At 39.3% G+C, this 18,947-nt stretch carries 10 protein-coding genes; 5 read left to right on the top strand and 5 right to left on the bottom strand.

Annotated features, from left to right (window positions below):
- Positions 1-128: 128 nt before the first annotated feature.
- The 4 genes from bglX to BUC12_RS08065 all read right to left on the bottom strand — a co-directional run bounded on the left by bglX (position 129) and on the right by BUC12_RS08065 (position 10,189).
- Positions 129-2,414, bottom strand: coding sequence for a beta-glucosidase BglX (gene bglX, locus BUC12_RS08080; RefSeq protein ID WP_062182098.1), 2,286 nt, complete (start codon positions 2,412-2,414; stop codon positions 129-131).
- A 97-nt stretch (positions 2,415-2,511) separates the two neighbouring features.
- Entirely contained in the window at positions 2,512-3,930 is a 1,419-nt protein-coding gene (locus BUC12_RS08075) for a RagB/SusD family nutrient uptake outer membrane protein (RefSeq protein ID WP_062182094.1), read from the bottom strand.
- A gap of 23 nt (positions 3,931-3,953) precedes the next feature.
- Positions 3,954-7,127 (bottom strand): SusC/RagA family TonB-linked outer membrane protein, encoded by a 3,174-nt coding sequence (locus tag BUC12_RS08070; protein ID WP_062182091.1) that lies wholly within the window; start codon positions 7,125-7,127, stop codon positions 3,954-3,956.
- Positions 7,128-7,387: 260 nt separating this feature from the next.
- Positions 7,388-10,189 carry a triple tyrosine motif-containing protein gene (locus BUC12_RS08065; protein ID WP_062182088.1) on the bottom strand — a complete coding sequence of 934 codons (2,802 nt, stop codon included), beginning with the start codon at positions 10,187-10,189 and terminating at the stop codon, positions 7,388-7,390.
- 175 nt (positions 10,190-10,364) lie between these two features.
- On the opposite strand from BUC12_RS08065, the gene BUC12_RS08060 reads away from it, so the two are divergent.
- The 4 genes from BUC12_RS08060 (at position 10,365) to BUC12_RS08045 (ending at position 14,776) form a co-directional block, all read left to right on the top strand.
- Positions 10,365-11,801 (top strand): TldD/PmbA family protein, encoded by a 1,437-nt coding sequence (locus BUC12_RS08060; protein WP_062182086.1) that lies wholly within the window; start codon positions 10,365-10,367, stop codon positions 11,799-11,801.
- 38 nt (positions 11,802-11,839) lie between these two features.
- The gene (locus BUC12_RS08055) at positions 11,840-12,637 is read left to right on the top strand and encodes a hypothetical protein (RefSeq protein WP_062182083.1); all 798 of its coding nucleotides are present in this window, start codon (positions 11,840-11,842) and stop codon (positions 12,635-12,637) included.
- An 84-nt stretch (positions 12,638-12,721) separates the two neighbouring features.
- A complete protein-coding gene (locus BUC12_RS08050; RefSeq protein WP_236689403.1) occupies positions 12,722-13,429 on the top strand; it encodes a DUF5020 family protein in 708 nt (235 codons plus the stop codon).
- A gap of 33 nt (positions 13,430-13,462) precedes the next feature.
- Positions 13,463-14,776, top strand: coding sequence for an NCS2 family permease (locus tag BUC12_RS08045; protein ID WP_062182080.1), 1,314 nt, complete (start codon positions 13,463-13,465; stop codon positions 14,774-14,776).
- Positions 14,777-14,843: 67 nt separating this feature from the next.
- On the opposite strand, the gene BUC12_RS08040 is transcribed toward BUC12_RS08045, so the two are convergent.
- The gene (locus tag BUC12_RS08040) at positions 14,844-17,147 is read right to left on the bottom strand and encodes an outer membrane beta-barrel protein (protein WP_062182077.1); all 2,304 of its coding nucleotides are present in this window, start codon (positions 17,145-17,147) and stop codon (positions 14,844-14,846) included.
- A 423-nt stretch (positions 17,148-17,570) separates the two neighbouring features.
- Between BUC12_RS08040 and BUC12_RS08035 the strand changes: the two genes are divergently transcribed.
- Positions 17,571-18,896, top strand: a complete 1,326-nt coding sequence (locus tag BUC12_RS08035; RefSeq protein WP_062182074.1) for a TldD/PmbA family protein — start codon at positions 17,571-17,573, stop codon at positions 18,894-18,896.
- Positions 18,897-18,947: the final 51 nt, after the last annotated feature.

Raw genomic sequence — 18,947 nt, 5'->3', positions numbered from 1 at the left:
ATTGCTCTATGCTTATGCTAAGGAGGCTTGATACCTAAAAAAAGAAAAAGAGATTGCCGGACTTTCGAAGGTTCGACAATCTCTTTCGTCGATGTTATATATGGATGTGTGTTTAATCTGTAATATTCTTACTTTAATGTAAAGCGTGCGGTCTTAACGTCTTTACTGTCTCCGCCGATCATCACATCAAAGTCTCCGGGTTCGAATACATATTCCAGATCATAATTATAGAACTTCAAAAGTTCGGGATTGATCTTAAAGCTGACAGTTTTTGACTCACCGGCTTTTAAAGCTATTTTTTCGAAACCTTTCAGTTCTTTTACAGGGCGTGTAACACTACCTACTATATCTCTGATATATAATTGAACAACCTCTTTACCTTCCACTTTACCTGTATTAGTAACTGTTACACTGGCTGTGATTTCGCCATTTTCGTCAAGAGTAGCCGAACTTAAATTCACATCGCTGTAAGAAAACTGAGTGTAGCTCAATCCGTATCCGAAAGGATATAACGGATCGTTGCTTACATCAAGATAGTTGCTGCGGAATTTTTCGAACCATTTTCCTTCGGCTAATGGGCGTCCGGTATTCTTATGATTGTAGAAAAGAGGAATTTGTCCGACATTCTGAGGGAATGTCGCAGGAAGTTTTCCGCTTGGGTTTACATCTCCGAAAATAACATCGGCAATTGCAGGAGCAGCCATGCTGCCACCGAACCATACGTTAAGTATCGCAGGAACATTTTCGTTTTCCCAGTTAAGAGTCATAGGACGTCCTGCAAATAATACAAGAACTACAGGTTTACCTGTTTTTACAAGTTCGATAAGAAGTTCTTTCTGAACATCAGGTATTCCTATATCTGTACGGCTGCTGGCTTCACCACTGAATTCAGATGATTCGCCTAAAGCGGCTACAATTACATCAGATTGTTTAGCTGCGTCCAAGGCTTCTTTCAATAATTGTTCTTTTGTGCGGTTATCCCTGTTCAGTCCACGTCCGAACATTGTCGCATGGTTTTCCAGAGTAGCATCGGCAACAAGATTACTGCCTTTTGCATAAATAACTTTGCCGTTTTTACCAATAGCCTGTTCGATACTTTCTACTACTGTAGCTGATTTGTCTAATGGTACGGCAACACTCCATGTGCCTGCCATATTAACGGCGGACTTGGCAAGTGGGCCTACTACGGCAACTGTTCCTTGTTTCTTCAAAGGAAGCGTATTATTGGCGTTTCTAAGAAGAACATAACTTTCAGAAGCAATTTTGCGTGCTTCTGCTAAGTTGGCAGGAGTATATATTTCTGTTTTGGCTCTTTTAGTATCCATATATTTGTATGGATCTTTAAATAAACCCAATTTGTATTTTGCTTCCAGAATACGGCGGCAAGCCTGATCTATATCAGCCTGGCTGACTTTACCTTCTTTCAGAGATTTAGGTAATGTGGTAAGTAATCCTTCGCTTACCATATCCATGTCGATACCGGCTTTTAATGCACGTGCCGATACTTCCTGTAAATCGCCGATACCATGCTCGATCATTTCGCTGATTCCTGTATAGTCAGTAACCACAAATCCGTCGAATCCCCATTGTTTACGTAAAACATCGGTCATCAACCATTTGCTGGCGGTAGCTGGCACTCCGTCCACCTCATTGAACGAAGCCATAACGCTACCTACACCGGCTTCTACAGCAGCTTTGTATGGATACATATATTCGTTAAACATACGGATGCGACTCATATCTACAGTATTGTAGTCGCGTCCTGCTTCCGAGGCTCCGTATAGTGCGTAGTGTTTTACACAAGCCATGATGTGCTTGTTGTCTGAGTAAGTGTTATCGCCTTGATATCCTCTGATCATGGCTTTTGCTATTTGACCTCCTAGAAAAGGATCTTCGCCGTTACCTTCCGATACACGCCCCCAACGAGGGTCTCTTGATACATCTACCATCGGGCTGAATGTCCAGAAAATACCATCGGCACTGGCTTCGGTAGCTGCAATACGTGCCGATCTTTCGATAGCTTGCATGTCCCAGGTTGCGGCCATACCTAATGGTATAGGAAATCCTGTTTCGTAACCGTGGATAACGTCCATACCGAAAATCAAAGGTATTTTAAGACGGCTTTCTTCGACTGCTACACGCTGAACGTCTCTGATTTTGTCCACACCTTTTATATTGAACAAACCACCGACTAATCCTTGTTTGATCTTTTCGGCAATGTCGCTGCTCTTAGCCTGACCGGTAGTTATATCTCCGGCACTGGGCAGATTGAGCTGTCCAATTTTTTCCTCCAATGTCATTTTACTCATCAGGTCATCGATGAAACGGTTCATCTCCGCATTATTGGATGCGTTGTTCTGAGCCGACAGGGAAAGACTTAATAAGCAAAAAGCTCCGATAAATAGTTTTTTCATGATTCTATAGTTTCAAAAGTATTGCACTCAGTATTATCCAAGTGCAATACTTTTATCATTTATAAATAAACTCTGTCTTTTATTCCAGAAGTTCTTATTACCAACCCGGGTTCTGAGTGATGGTCGGAACTTCCAATATTTGTTTATTAGGAATCGGGAACAACTCGTGTTTGCCAACAACAAATGTTTTACCTGCTTTAGCCATTGCTTCAGCAGCTTGTCCGGTACGGATCAGGTCTGCCCAACGGTCGTGCTCCATAGCAAGTTCTAGACGGCGTTCGTTCCAGATAGCTTTACGTAAGTCATCTTTATTGGTTGTAGTTACGTTAGCCAATTTTACTCTGGTACGTACTTTATTCAAAGCTGTAAGAGCTTCACTTGTTTTTCCCAGTTCATTTGCAGCTTCAGCTTGGATCAGGTAAACTTCAGCCATACGAAGCATACGGATGTTTTTATCAGTATCATCCGATCCTGCATTTGCACTTGAATAAGCTTTGTAGTTATACATCGGATTTTCGGTGGCACCTACAACTCTTCCGTCCCACAGTGTAGAATTTCTGAAGATGATAGTTGCATCACGACGTACTACGTCACCTGCTGCGTTGAAAGCATCCAATAAGTTTTGAGAAGGAGTATTGAATCCCCATCCCCAACCGGTTTCACCACGGGCACCTTGTGTCTGAGAGTATTGTTGCACACCGTGAGCGATAGATTCACCTCTGGCTTGTATCTCGAACAACGATTCGATACCGTTCTCGGTAGAAGCACGCCAAACAGTTCCGTAATCAGCTTCCAGTCCGTAGATACCTGAGTTAGCTACAGTAGTTGCATAATCATATGCCTGTTGCCATTTGCTTTGGTACAAATATACTTTTGATAATAGCCCTTGTGCTGCACCTTTGGTTGCACGTCCAAGGTCTTTGCTTGCATATTCATTCTTCGCAGGAAGGACATCGATTGCATCCAACAAGTCTTGCTCTATGTAAGCATACACTTCTTCTTTAGGAGCTCTTGTACTAAGGTCTTTATCCTGAATTGGAATATCACCCCATCCTCTCACTAAATAGAAGTAACAAAGAGCTCTTAAGAATTTAGCTTCACCTATCAACCTGTTTTTATAAGCAGCGTCAGTTAAACCGTAGCTTTCAGTATATTCGATAGCCTGAGTCGCGCGTCCGATTGTTTTATACCAACGTTTCCACATAGACTCCAACGATCCTGCAGTACTTGTATATGTCAGGTCATCGAATAATTGTTTGTCACCTCCGGGGTCACCAGGAGAACTCCCTTTATCTGAATTATCAGAAACCATATCTGTTATAGCCAGATAAGAGAATGCATAATCCCAGTCGGTAAACATACCATAGGTACCGTTTATAAACATCTCGGGAGTATATACTTCATCACTATCCCCAGCGTCTACCTTTTCTCTGGAATCGGGATTAAGGAAGTCGCTACATCCTGACAGAAAAGCCAGACTTAGTATCGATAGTATTCCTATATATATTTTTTTCATGATTCGTTTTATTTAAGTCGTTTTTAGAATGATAGATTAACACCAAAAATAAAGTTACGGGTAGACGGATATGCTGCTAATTCGATACCGGCTGTACCGCTAGGGTCTCCGTTCGAGATAGTAGGATCTGTTGAGTATCCCGAAATTTCAGGAGAGAATCCAGAGTATCCTGTGATGATAAATGGATTTTGAGCAGTGAAATACAGTCTTAATCTTGATCCGGAGAATACAAGGTCATTGAAGGTATATCCTAATGTGATGTTATTCACACGGAAGAAAGCACCACTTTCAAGGAAATAACTTGATGCGTAAGAATCTCTGTTAGCACCCGGATTAGAGTTGCTTGTACCTTCGCCTCTCCATCTGTTTTTGTAAGTATCGTAAGTGATGTTTTCTCCACCATCTATTCTACCGTGTTTCAAACCATTGTAGATCTTATTTCCACCAACTCCGTAACCATCAATACTGAAATCGAAATTTTTATAACCTAAACCTAAGTGGATACCATAGTTGTAAGTTGGTAGATAAGATCCAAAGAATTTTTTATCTCTATCGTCAATCTCTCCATCGCCATTTTGGTCTTTATATCTGATATGACCAGGTTTAGGAGAACCCTTTTTCGCATTATTAGGATCGTCAATTTCTGCTTGGTTTTGCCAAATTCCGTCAGCTTCTAGCATCCACCATCCGTAGATAGGTTGTCCTTTTTGCAGACGTTTTGTGATTTCACCATCCGCAAGGCTACCTCCGGTTGCACCGTCGTAAGTAGGAACTACCGATACTACTTTGTTAGTATTGTGAGAGTAGTTTACTCCGATTTCGTAAGTCCATCCATCACCGAATTTATCGCTCCATGCAAGAGCTGCTTCGATACCACTGTTTCTAACTTTAGCACCGTGTGCATAGAAGTTATCTTCATAAGGAGAGTTAAGGGTAGGAGTTACTTTCAGGATTGCGTTGGTATTGGTTTTGTTATAGTAATCGAAATTACCGCTCAATCTGTTATCAAAAAGAGTGAAATCTGTTCCGAGACCCCATTCACGAGTAACCTCCCAAGACATAGGTACAGCTGGTGTTCCGAATGCCGATCCGAATACAAGACCTTGATCCGATCCGAAAACATAGTTGTAATTATTATTGCTTGATCCCGGATTAGTTAATATCTGCGATACATTTATTGGCACATTTTGGTTACCTAGTTTACCCCAGTTACCTCTAAGTTTCAAATAATCAAGGAACTTAACATTACTCATGAAATCTTCGTTAGAGATAGTCCATCCTAAACCGAAAGAAGGGAATGTTGCCCAATAGTCGCCACCTTCTCTGAAGGTACTTGAACCGTCTCTTCTTATTGTTCCGGTTACATAATATTTGTTATCGAAGTTATACTGAATACGTCCGAAGTAAGAAGCCAGAGTTCTTGGAGTATACGAATATTGACTAACCTCGTTAGTATAAGCGTCAGATGCCATACCTATGTTCCAGTATTGGCTTTTTGCAGGAACATCATAACCTTTCAATGTTGTGATATCACCAACACCAATCTTTTCGCGTGAAAGACCTGCTACCGCATCGATAGTGTGTTTGTCGAACTTCTTGTTAAATGTAAGGAAGCCTTCCCATACCCAACGGTAAGTTTCGATATCTTCAAGTCTCAAAGAGTTGTTAGCATATGTTGTAACAGAAGGATTTGCTTCTTTCAATGCATCAAATTCAGAATCAGTTCTGCGAGGGTCGGCATTTAACCAAGCGTTTCTAACATCAGTAAACTGACGGTCTTTGCTGTAATATTTAGTAGCACCGAAACGAGAGTTAACTTTCAAAAAGTCTGTTAGTTTAAATTCACCTTCGATACCTCCTTGTATAGTTAGGGTTTTTCTTCTTTGATTTGCATTGTCAAGAGTAAGAAGAGGGTTACCAATTGAATTCAGTTTACCGATTTCGTCTCCTGTGTTACCTTCGTAACCTACAACTCCGGTTGTTTTGTTTACGAATGATGCTCCGTATCTGCCATTTGCATATTTTGTAGGAACAAGTGGAGATTGACGGTATGCTTCATTGAACGCGCCATATGGTTTGATATCTTCGTTAGAAAAAGATATATTCATGTTTTGGCTGAATTTCAAACGATCGTTGAAGAATTTGTATGTATTATTATTACGGATAGTAGAACGTTGGTAGTTCTGTCCGTCTAATATACCGCCTTCATCGTAGAAGTTATAGCTGACGAAATAATCGACATTTTTTCCACCACCTGATAACGATACAACGTTATTTGTAGTGATAGCTGTTTTAATCAATTCGTCGTACCAATCAGTATTATAAGCCTGTTCACTTGCAGGTGCCAGATGATATGCACCCAATACATCCTGATTTTGATTGAAGTACTCAATATACTGAGATGCATTAGCCATCTTCACCTTTTTCAGGATAGACTTGATACCCACGTAAGATTCTACGCTGATTTTAGCTGCACCTTCGCGTCCTTTTTTAGTTGTGATAAGGACAACACCATTAGCAGCTCTCAAACCATAGATAGAGGCCGAAGAAGCATCTTTCAAGATGTCCATTGAAAGGATGTCGGATGAACTGATATTTCTGATATCGTCAACCGGAAATCCGTCTACTACATACAGAGGGTCACGTCCACCAAGTGCGGTACCAAGACCACGTATAGCAATACTCGGAGTTGATCCCGGAGCATCGTTACTGATAATACTTACCCCGGGTAGCTTACCTTGAACCGATTGAACAGGGCTTAGAGCAGGCTGTTTCATGATCACATCAGCAGTTACACTTCCGATAGAACCTGTTAAGTCTGCTTTCTTGGCAGTACCATAACCGATAACAACAGTTTCGGTTAGTAAATGGGTATCATCTTCAAGGATAACATTAATAGTGGTTCGTCCACCTACCGTCACACTTTGGTTTTTCATTCCTAAGAATGAGAACTCCAACACGTCAGATTGTTGGGCGTTGATAGTGTATTTTCCGTCGATGTCAGTAATAGTACCGTTAGTAGTACCTTTAACAACGACACTTACCCCTGGGAGCGGTTCTTTCGATGCGTCGGTAACAGTACCTGACACCTTTGTTTGAGCAAAAGCTCCAAGAAGCCCGACCGAGAAAGTAAAGAAAAGAAAAAGAAAATACTTTTTCCAAACACCTGTCTTAGGGATTGATTTGTTTTCTTTCATGGTTTTGTTTGATTTACTAGTTTGTTTAATGATAGAATTTATTCGATCATTGTCTCAAAATGTACTAGGTTTAAAGATTTGATTAGTTAGTAAATTGTTTAAATCCATTTTGGGACTAGATTCGAAACAAATGTAAAATAGTAACAAGCAATCCTTAAAAAAAGTTACTCATAACAAACTCACCACTATATGTTTTTAACAAATAATGCACCTCACAGTTACCTCTCATGTGGAGGTAATTTGTTGAAAATTAGATTTTTTTAAAATTGTAAAAAGAAGTCGCTCAAATGTTGGTTCTGTGGGATATCCAGCTTTTTTCTGAGCCTCGACCTGTTATTTTCGACTGCACGGACAGAAATGTTCATCAGTGATGCTATTTCTTTCGAGTCGAGATTTAGCCTCAGGCAAGCACAAAGTTTCAGATCATTTGAAGTAAGCTGTGGATATATTTCTTTTAATTTCTTAAAGAAGTTGGTATGTTTTTGTTCGAATTTGATAAGGAACATTTTCCAGTCTTCCTCTGCATCGAGGTCGCTGCTCAAAGCCGCAGATATTTTTTGATACAGGGGCTGCAGTGATTTGTTATTTTGTTTTCTGAAAAAGTCTTCGACTTCGTTTTTAATACCTATGATAATTTCGTTGCGCTGGATAATTGATGAAGTTTGAGTCAGAAGTTCCGCATTCTTTTCTTCCACTTGCTGTTGCAGTTCCTCATTCATCATGCTCAGGCGTTTCGATTCCAGCAGTCGTAGTTTTCTGATATGTATTTTGTTGTATCTGTATTGAATATACTTTGTTACAGCTGCGAATAATAGTATTGTAAACAGTATATATACAAGGATAGCCCATTTCGATTGATACCAAACAGGAAGGATTTCGAATTCAAATACTACTTCCGGAGAAGTTTGTCCGTACCGGTTTATCGACCGTATCATAAATGTGTAGTCGCCTTGTGCCAACCGTTCGAAGGTAATCTCATTGTCTTTATCTATTGTTTTCCATTCATCCGACAATCCTGATAACTGATACTGAAAAGTAATGTTACGGCTGAAAGTACCGTGTGCCGTAAACTTGAAAGAGATTGTATTATAGGAGTAATTAATCCGGGAGTTGTTCCTTCCCAGATGTATAAAGCTACCGTCCGATTTAGATATCCTGATCGATTTGATGTAAGGTACCGGTACTTCCTCCACCTGCTGAGTAAGAAAGTTAGAGCAAATCAAAAAACCGTTATCAAGACAGATAAAACTAATACTGTCATTCAGTGATACGATGTTTTCATAATTGTCGACCATCGAAAAGTTTTTGTATCCTATATCGATAATCGAAGTGATACGCGAATTTTGTTCAATGTATTTCACATTATAGATCAGCTTATCTCCGATAATCCAGAATTGGTCAGGTGATATATTTACTACATTTTTTAGATTCGGTATACCGTTAAAGGTCTTATCGAGGGTAGGTTCCGGTACGATCCGCCCGTTTATGTCGTCATATGTGTAAAATTTATCTTTTCCTAGAAAGGCTATGCGTCCGCCTATCTTGAATAGCTTGAGCTTGTAAGGTATAGTATCGTAAGTATCGGTGCCTATATATTCCAGAATTGTGGTACGCGAGAAGTCGTTATATTCTCGCCCCCTGTAGACTCCTTTATTCATATGTTGAAGCCATATGTTTCCCGCATGGTCGTCTTCGACTCTGTCAATCGGTTCCGAAAGATTTTCTACTTGTTTGATAGTACCTGTTTTTATATCTACAACCTTTAAGCCGGTATAAGTTCCTAAAAGGATATTGTTTCCGGATGGCTTTATGGTGAACACCCCTGTATGCAATGGGTAAGGGTAAGCAATGTTCATTTGCTCATCTATAGTATATATACCTTGGTTATGTGCGCAGTATAATTTATTACCAATAACAGCCAGACTCCAGACCTGTCCGTCAATTTGAGGTATGAATTTAAATTTACGGATAGCATCCATGCTCGAAAGTTCGTGCTTATCGATATAATATACGCCCTGATTGGTACCTATAAATAATTTATTGTTGTATAACGCGGCAGAATATACTGCTCCGATTGTTCCCGAAGGGTCTGTAAAGCAGCTTATTCCGTTGATGTATTGTATGCACGATACACCCCGGTCTAATCCGGCCCAGATATTATTGGCGCTATCTTCGTATAATGAGAGTACTGTGTTGTTGTTTAAATAAGTTTCGGTATTAAAATGGTTTACGATCTTACCCGTTGGAGATATTTCATATATCCCGTTGAGTATTGTTCCAAAGAAATAATTACCCGATTTACTGTATATGCCACAGTTTATATTGCTCGTTTTCAGTTCGTCAGAAGTATTCCAAGGCAGGAATTCTTTACCATCATATATATAGATTCCCATAGTAGTGGTCGATATGATGTATTTTTTATCCTTGGTTGGCAGTATTGATTTTACTTCCGTCTTTGAGAATATCTCACTTCCCGGAATTTCTTCGTAACTATCTTTGTTCACCCGGAAGAGGCTTCCTGCCATTTCCTGTATCCACAATTCATTATAAACTTTATTCAGAAGCAAAATTATTTTACTTTGGGGCAACTGATGCACTTTTTGTAAATCGTAGATATATATTCCGCTGAATGATTGGAAATAGATCAGCCTGTCTTTTTCCCATATTCTCCAGATATCATCGTTATGCATAGCGCCTTTGGGCAGCAATGAACTCAAGGAGGTATATTGGAGTTTTCCGCTGACATCGCGGCTCCATACCCCGAATTCTTCGTATCCTCCGGTGAAGATTAGTTTGTTGGAAGCGGCATACACTGCTCTGATGAGTTCGCTTCTGGATGTTTTATATAAAGACCATTCTATACCGTCGAACTCAAGCAATCCGAGATCGTTACCTATATAAATGATCCCTTTATCATCTTCCGAGATAGACCAGTTCTTATTTCCGGCGCTATAATCGGAACGGTTGAAGTTGATAATGTTGGGATTGCTGGCATGCAGATCAATCCAGCAGACGTTTAGTATAAGCAGTGTACAGATAACCTTTATATATGAGAACTTCATATGAGATGATTTGAATACAAAATTAAATAACTCAAATTAGAGACAATTGTTTGCTCAATATCGATTTTATCACAATAATAGATCAATTAGGTGAAATCCTATGCTAATTTCTTCTGTAAAGAAACTTTAAGATACGAGAAAATGCATTAAATTTACACATTGAAATTATTAATGCATGATACATTATAACGAGGCTACAAATATAAGCGATATTTTGGCCCATTTTCGAGTTTCGACCGAAGATCTACAAAAAGTCCTGAATGAATCCTTATCTAAAGGAGGTGACTACGCCGACTTATTTTTCGAACATACAATAAACCACAATATAGCACTTCGCGATGGCGAAGTTAACAGAGCATCATCCAATGTCGACTACGGGGTGGGTGTACGGGTAGTCGTTGGAGATCAGACCGGATATGCATATGTAGAAAATACTACATTGGAAGATATGCTTCGTGCGGCAAGAACAGCAGCGGGCATCGCAAAGATGTCTCACCATGATAATTCTTTAAAAATAGAAAGCACCAATTTTAAAAATTACTACAAGATACAAAAATCATGGGAAGAAGTATCGGTAAACAGCAAAAAAGAATTTGTAGAGAAACTAAACTCCCGCATTTTTGAATTGGATACAAGGGTTGTGAAGGCTTCGGTTAGCCTTTCGGACTCTACCTCCTATATTCTGTTCTTCAACTCCGAGGGTGTTCTTACATGGGATTACAGACCCATGGCCATAATGTATGGCAGTTGTACGATGGAAGATAATGGGAAGATCGAAAACGGATATTCGTCCAGAGCTTATCGAAAAGGATTTGAGTTTCTGAATGATGATCTGATCGAAACTCTGGCTCGGGAGGCTGTAGAGCAAACCTCGTTGATGTTTAAGGCAATAAAACCTAAGGGTGGTGAAATGCCTGTTGTGATGGGTGCCGGTAGTTCGGGCATATTGTTACACGAAGCTATAGGACATGCTTTTGAAGCGGACTTTAACCGGAAAAACGTATCTATTTTTTCAGACCTGCTGGGAAAGAAAATTTGTAACACCGATATAAATGTCGTTGACGATGGTACAATCGAATATGCACGGGGTGCAATAAACTTTGACGATGAAGGTGTGGAGAGTCAAAAGACATATATCGTACGTAACGGTGTGCTCGAAAGTTATCTTCATGATCGTATCAGTGCTAAATATTACGGACTGAATCCGACCGGAAACGGACGCCGGCAATCTTTCAGATATGCGCCTATGCCCCGTATGAGGGTTACTTATATGGAGTCGGGCACGTCGCGCGAAGAAGATATGATTGCTCAGGTTAAACAAGGTGTGTATGTAGATAATTTCAGCAACGGACAAGTTCAGATCGGAGCCGGGGACTTTACTTTTTTCGTAAAAACCGGTTATCTGATAGAAAATGGAAAACTGACACAACCGATTAAGGATATCAATATTATAGGAAACGGGCCGAAGGCTTTAGCTGATATTACCATGGTCGGAAATAATCTCCGCGTAGATGAAAGCGCCTGGACATGTGGTAAAGATGGACAAAGCGTACCGGTAGGGCAGGGGTTGCCATCGGTTTTGGTAAGCAAACTGACAGTCGGAGGCGAATAATTTATATAGACCGGAAAACACCAAGGATAAAATAAACAATGAATCATTTAGAAGCAATAGCCTGTAAAATAAAAATTATCAGCGAGTTTCTGGCAAAGCGTGATATCCCGGCACTGAATAAAGGCGAGCTGCAAAAAAAATACGGAATAGATCAGGCCGATCTGCTGATCTTATTCGGAGCGAGCATTATATACGGTTGCGAACTAGCGGCACAAGCTTTTTCGGAAGGTATTGCGAGTAAAATGATGATCGTTGGAGGTGAAGGGCATACAACCGATACATTGAGATATATAATCCACAAAAGATGCCCTGAATTCGAAACTAAAGGAAAAGCCGAATCTGATATAATAGCCTACTATATCGGAAAGAAGTATGGTATAAAAGGATGCTTGATAGAGCGGGAATCGACAAATTGTGGTAATAATGTTAGCAATGCCCTGAAAGTAGTTGAAGAAAGCGGACTAAAACTACAATCTGTTATTATCATGCAAGATTCGTCGATGCAACTTCGGATGGATGCCGGATTCCGTAAAATATGGGATCATAAAAATATAGAGCTTATCAATTTTGCATCGTACAGAGTTAAACTTGTAGTGAAACAGGATGAGTTGTGTTTCGAAGATAATAATATCGAAGGGCTTTGGGATGTAGAACGGTTTATAAATCTTCAGATGGGTGAGATTCCCCGGTTAGCTGATACCGGAGAAGGGTATGGACCTAACGGAAAAAACTACATAGCACATGTCGATATACCTGTTGAAGTACAGGGTGCATTTGATTATTTGCAAAAACACTATAGCGCATCTATTCGCGAAGCCAATGAAAAATATAAGTAAGATGCATCAGTTTAAAATCAATAACCTGTTATAGTTCGAAGATATATCATTCAAAATACTTGCATTATTTAATATATTATAACCGTGAAAAAAATCTTTATCTCTTTCTTCTTCCTGCTATCAGCCGTAGGAATGTATTCTCAGGAAATTCAATTGCACTTCGACCCCCGGCACGCTTTGCATAGCGATGTTGCCCCCCGTAATTATTTTACAGCGACCTTTCAGATGTTCAAACCCGACAAATGGGGGTCTACATTTGCTTTCGTTGATTTGGACTTTAATCAAAGCAAAGGAAATATCGGATTGGCTTATATGGAAATTTACCGTAATATAAAGATCGGAGACTTTCCGCTGATGCCTCATATCGAATATAACGGAGGTATTGTCAGAGGCGATAATTATTCCGGATTCTCTATCCCGAATGCCTATATGGCGGGGGCTTCGTTTGCCCGTTCCTTCGGTAAAGTAAATATCGAAACTTATCTGGCATATAAATACAATGCTTTCGATAAAGTAAGTAACGATATACAATGGACAGGTATCTGGAATGTCAACCTGTGCAATGATAAATTAACCGCAACCGGGTTTATCGATATCTGGACAGAAAATAAAGACCGTACTAAAAGCGGAGGAGATAAGAAAGTGATCTTATTGACCGAACCTCAGTTCTGGTATAATGTAGACAAACATCTGTCCTTCGGTACCGAAATAGAAATCTCAAATAATTTCTATACCGGATATGAGAATAAATTATATATCTGTCCTACCATAGCCGGTAAATGGACTTTCTAAAGCAGACCCTTACATTTTTATTATACTATTTCTATGTTAGAAAAGATCTTTAAACTGAAAGAAAATAATACGACAGCCCGTAAAGAAATCGTGGCCGGTATTATTACCTTCCTTACCATGTCATATATACTTATAGTCAATCCGAATATATTGGCTACAACAGGTATGGACAAAGGAGCTCTATTTACAGCTACGGCTTTGGCCACTGTGTTGGCTACATTGTTTATGGCATTCTTTACCAATCTGCCTATAGCTCAGGCTCCGGGTATGGGATTGAATAACTTTTTTGCTTTTACCGTTGTACTTACCATGGGATACTCATGGGAGTTTGCACTTACAGCAGTATTTATAGAAGGGATTATATTTATCGGACTGACGTTCTTCAATGTCAGGGAATTGATAGTAAAAAGCCTGCCGAGAGTACTGAAAGAGGCTATTCCGGTCGGTATTGGTCTTTTTATTACCCTGATAGGTTTGAAAAGTGCAGGTATAGTAGTCGGAAATGAGGCTACTTTGCTGTCAATCGGCGACTTCTCTACTCATCATGTCTGGATTGCTATGCTGGGACTTCTTGTTACAGGCGTACTTCTTGCTTTAAATGTAAATGGGGCAATTCTTATCGGTATACTTGTTGCTGCCGGATTTGGAGTCGTATTAGGAGATGTTCATTTACCCGATGGCAGTTGGATAAGCTTACCTCCATCTATTATGCCCGTATTCTTTAAATTTGACTGGAACGATGTTCTTTCCTTCGATATGGTTATTGTTGTATTTACTTTCTTATTCGTAAATCTTTTCGATACAGTAGGTACTTTAATTGGTGTGGTATCGAAGGCCGGATTTACCGACGAGGACGGCAATTTCCCTCAAATAAAGAGAGCTTTGTTTGCCGACGCATTAGGTACAACATTTGGAGCTGTATTAGGTACAAGTACAATTACTTCGTATGTCGAAAGTGCTTCGGGAGTTGCTGCCGGAGGACGTACGGGATTGACGGCCGTGAGTACTGCTTTAATGTTTGTTCTTGCATTGTTTCTTGCACCTATCTTCTCGATAGTCCCTGCTTCAGCTACCGCTCCTGCTCTGATCATTGTAGGGTTGTTTATGTTTACGGCGGTTGCTAAGATAAACTTCAATGATATGACCGAAGCTATTCCGGCATTCATAACACTGATCTTTATGCCGTTTACGTATAGTATAGCACAAGGTATTGTGTTTGGTATTATCAGTTATTGTTTATTGAAGTTATTTACCGGAAAGTTCAAGGATATTACAGCAACGGTTTATGTAATGACTGTACTGTTCCTTCTAAAACTGGTTCTGGATTCGATCCATATCTTCGGATAATTGAGTAATACTCTTATAAAATAAAAACGATCCCTTTTAAGCAGAAAGGGATCGTTTTGTTTCTTAGTTATCGTAAGATTCCGCTATCGGAATCTGAGTTATTCAGTTTCTTCTGTCCGGCATCGTGCTTCCGTCCGAATGAAATATTCCAAGAAAAGCGTAAGTATAGCATTTGTCCGTTTTCCTTTATATAGCTCCATGATTTGGAAGGTGCTATGTCTGATAAATTTTTACTTCCGGCACTCCAGTATTCATCAAAAGGTAAAGACATGCCTATGGCTATTTTAGCATCGTTGTATTTATATCCGGCTTCTACGTAACTCCATTTCTCTCCGTAATTGATTCTTTGCCCCCATAAGTTGTTGTAACGTGAGTTGAAGCCGCAAACCAACGTATAATTCTTGTATATAAGGTTAGACTGCAAGCCTCCGTATAAATTAGAGTAACCATATGAGTCCGAATTACTTTTTGATTCAAAACGATAAGAACCAATCCAGCCATTTATTGTCCATATATCCTTAATGATTTTTACGTAGGTATCCAGGTAGCCTCCCAATTGTTGAAATGATTTATAATTATCTGTATAAGAAATAACCTTGTCATTCTCCAACTCAAATATACTCATAAAAGGCTTGTGCATATAAGCATGAGTCAATGTAAGCTCAGTATTCACTATCCCCTTATTGTATGAAAAAGTAAACCTGTTTCTGTAGGTATTATATGGCTTTAGATTGGGATTTCCGCGCGAAGTGACGAATCTGTCGGTTTGCTGTTCCACATTACTTAATTGACCTAAAGAGGGTGTTGATGTACTTACATTGAATGTGTATTTTATATTCAGGTTATTGTTAACAGGATAGGACAATTGTAACGACGGACGAAGAAGGTAGTATGTCATATCTTCGCCGTCTTCTTTAAACCACACACGGGAGCCTCCCAAACCTAAGGTATAGCCTAGCTTATCTTTGATCTTACCTTGTATCTGGGCATAAATATACGAGTCTGCGTTTTGCATACTGGTAGTGGAATTATTTGTTCCGGTGTATTTATTGTCTGTGTATCCCTGCGTATGCTTTCCTCCCGCAGTAAATGTCATTTTATCGAACTCTTTATTATACAGGATTTCACCGATAATAGAGTGTTTCTTTCCTTTGACTCTGTTATAGATAGACGAGAGTATCTCGCTGTTTTCGGTTTCATCATACCAGCTTTCGCTATCAGAATTGATGTATGTACCTACAGCATTAAATGTGAGTGACTGCTTGTTTTTTAGTTCCTGCCGGTAATAGATATCCAGAACCGGACTATTACTATAAGGACTGCCTTTAGAGTAAATATATGTTTCATCTTGGCTATTGGTATAGTAGCTATTGCTGGCGTTGGCATAGTTTCTATTTAGTATTTCGTCTTTTAAAGCTATATTGAATACATATTTATCAGGTTGGGTTAGATTATAAGTCAGATTGAAGTAATGCTCCTGATAATGCATCGGTTGCTCTTCCCCTTTCCGGATACGGTTAATTTGGTTTTCAGGGAAATTATAACTTTCGGTCATATCTGTCCATCGTTTATCATATCCTCTGTAACTGATTGAATAGTTTAAAGCGAACTCGGAAGCCTTATAATTTGCTTTCATCGAGATCTGGTCATCCCCAAATTCAATAAAAGGAGCATTTCGTCCGTCCAAAGATATATATCCTCCTGAGTTTCTTTTTCGTAATACAATCAGGTTAAGTATGGCACCTACATTTTCGTTGCCAAAACGCACACCCGGTTCGTCAAAATACTCTACACGGCTTATGTCTTCGGCTCTTAAAGCCAGAACCTCCTGAAGGGTGACTTTTATTCCGTTAATCCTGAGTTGTACATCTTCGCCTAATGCTGAGATTGTTCTGTTTACCGGGTCGATCGATAGCCCGGGCAAAGAGATTCTGTTTAGTAAATCGAAACCGTTGACCGAGCTTTTTACTTCCATCTCACTGGGTAGTATTATTTGTCGGTCTACTTTGTTTATAATCCTGTTAGCAGTTACTGTCACCTCCTTAATGGAGTGAGATGCATTTGTCAAGTCCATATCTCCTAACTGGATATTGTCTTTCAAGTTACCGATACGGACAATGCTGGTATTATAACCCAGATATGTGATTTTCAACAAATAATCTGCTTGGGGGTAATTTCCCGCAATAAGGAAAGATCCGTTTTCGCCCGATTGCGAACCGCTAACAAAAGTAGAATCATTCTTAAGCAGGGCTATTGATGCGAACTCAATTGGATTGCGGGTATCGAAATCAATAATTCGCCCTTTAATGTCAATTGCATAACTTGTAATAGTATAAAGTAATACAATCAGGAGGAAAAGAAACTTTTTCATTATTTATTATTAATAGATATTATTTTCAGTGATATGGTATTTGTACTAAGACTCTGATTATATCTTAAATGTTACAAATTATATGTAAAATCAATTCCAGCCTAAGAATAGACTGGAATTGTGATTGGCTATTTGTATTTAATGTTGCTTTATAAACAAAGGTAGTTAAATTTTCTCAATATGACCAAATAGCCTATTTCAGAGACGAAACTTACGATTAGTAGTAATTCATATAAAATAGGTAAAGGAAGATTTGAACTTTACTGATTTAATATAGTTTCTCTTCATGATTTATAACTTAAGACGTTAACGGCGGTTAATTTGTTACAAAGCCAATCAGTGAGGTTACTGTAAATAAAAGATTAAACTGATTGTATATCTATCTAATCTATGTAATTTTGCACCTTAAATGAAATATAAAGTATGATTACTCCGGAACATAAAAATATAGCACAATGGGCAATGGATACAGCTTTGAAAAACGGTTGTTCGGCAGCCCGGGTATCATTAACGGTGTCGATGAATAATTCGTTCGAGTACCGCAACCTACAACTGGATAAATTGCACCAGAGTTCCGAAAACAAGTTATATATAGAATTGTATGTAGATGGGAAATATGGAACATTTTCGACCAATCGTTTAGATAAGGACGAATTGGATGTTTCTATAAAAGAAGGCATCGCTTCGACCCGCTTTCTTGCACCCGATGCTTGCAGGGTTTTACCTGATGTAAGCCGTTATTATAAAGCGAAAAAAACGGATAATCTTGATCTGTTCGATAATTCGTATTACGATTATACAGTTGACCAGAAATTAGCTTTAGCCCGTTCTACCGTTGAAGAGATAAAAGATGCCGATAGTCGTATTGTATCTGTAGTCAGTAGTTACGATGACGGATGCGGAGCCGAATATATGATTGCCAGTAACGGTTTCGAAGGAATGATACAGGACTCGGTCTTCAGCCTCACTGCCGAGGTTGCATTAAAGACCGAAGGGGATGCACGTCCCGAATCGTATTGGTATGACAGTAAACTCTATTGGAATGACTTACAGAAAGCAGGAATTGCCCGCAAAGCTTTGGAAAGAGCATTGCAAAAATTAGGTCAAACTAAAATTAAATCGGGCAGGTATAATATGCTGCTGGATAATACAGCTTCATCGCGATTACTCTCTCCTTTGGTATCGGCAATGTATGGAAGTGCATTACAACAAAAGAATACATTTCTTTTGGATAAGTTAGGATCTAAAATCGTATCGGATAAGCTGACTATAAAAGACAATCCGCATATGCCTTGTACATTTGGTTCACGTTGGTACGATGGCGAAGGTGTAGCTACCCGCGATCAGGTACTGATTGACAAAGGTGTGCTTAATACCTATTTTATCGATTCTTATAACTCCCTGAAGTTAAATATGTCACCTACTATTGCTTCCCCGTCTGTTCTGACCATAGAACATGGATTGAATAACTGGAACCAGTTATTGAAAGTGATGAATAATGGCATCTGGGTAACAGGTTTCAATGGAGGAAATACGAACTCGACTACGGGAGATTTTTCTTTTGGAGTAGAAGGTTTCCTTATAGAAAACGGTAATTTGTCAACCCCTTTAAGTGAGATGAATATCACAGGCAATATACTCGATCTTTGGTGTAATCTCGTAGAGGTCGGAAATGATCCTTTATCAAAAAACTCATCAAGGCAAATACCTTCGTTACTATTCGAGAATGTAAGTTTCAGTGGACTATAAAATAAAACGGGGATACTTAATTATGAGTATCCCTGTTTTTTGTATAAAAAG

Origin of the sequence: Indolivaga macrotermitis, assembly GCF_900128985.1 — a bacterium.
Lineage (GTDB): Bacteria > Bacteroidota > Bacteroidia > Bacteroidales > Dysgonomonadaceae > Dysgonomonas_A > Dysgonomonas_A macrotermitis.
The sequence above is the reverse complement of the archived record's forward strand: the minus strand, read 5'-3'. Positions and strand labels throughout refer to the sequence as shown.

Coding starts and splice junctions, on each gene's coding strand:
- bglX (WP_062182098.1), bottom strand. CDS start 2,414: ATGAAAAAACTATTTATCGGAGCTTTTTGCTTATTAAGTCTTTCCCTG.
- BUC12_RS08040 (WP_062182077.1), bottom strand. CDS start 17,147: ATGAAAAAGTTTCTTTTCCTCCTGATTGTATTACTTTATACTATTACA.
- BUC12_RS08060 (WP_062182086.1), top strand. CDS start 10,365: ATGATACATTATAACGAGGCTACAAATATAAGCGATATTTTGGCCCAT.
- BUC12_RS08055 (WP_062182083.1), top strand. CDS start 11,840: ATGAATCATTTAGAAGCAATAGCCTGTAAAATAAAAATTATCAGCGAG.
- BUC12_RS08045 (WP_062182080.1), top strand. CDS start 13,463: ATGTTAGAAAAGATCTTTAAACTGAAAGAAAATAATACGACAGCCCGT.
- BUC12_RS08070 (WP_062182091.1), bottom strand. CDS start 7,127: ATGAAAGAAAACAAATCAATCCCTAAGACAGGTGTTTGGAAAAAGTAT.
- BUC12_RS08075 (WP_062182094.1), bottom strand. CDS start 3,930: ATGAAAAAAATATATATAGGAATACTATCGATACTAAGTCTGGCTTTT.
- BUC12_RS08065 (WP_062182088.1), bottom strand. CDS start 10,189: ATGAAGTTCTCATATATAAAGGTTATCTGTACACTGCTTATACTAAAC.
- BUC12_RS08035 (WP_062182074.1), top strand. CDS start 17,571: ATGATTACTCCGGAACATAAAAATATAGCACAATGGGCAATGGATACA.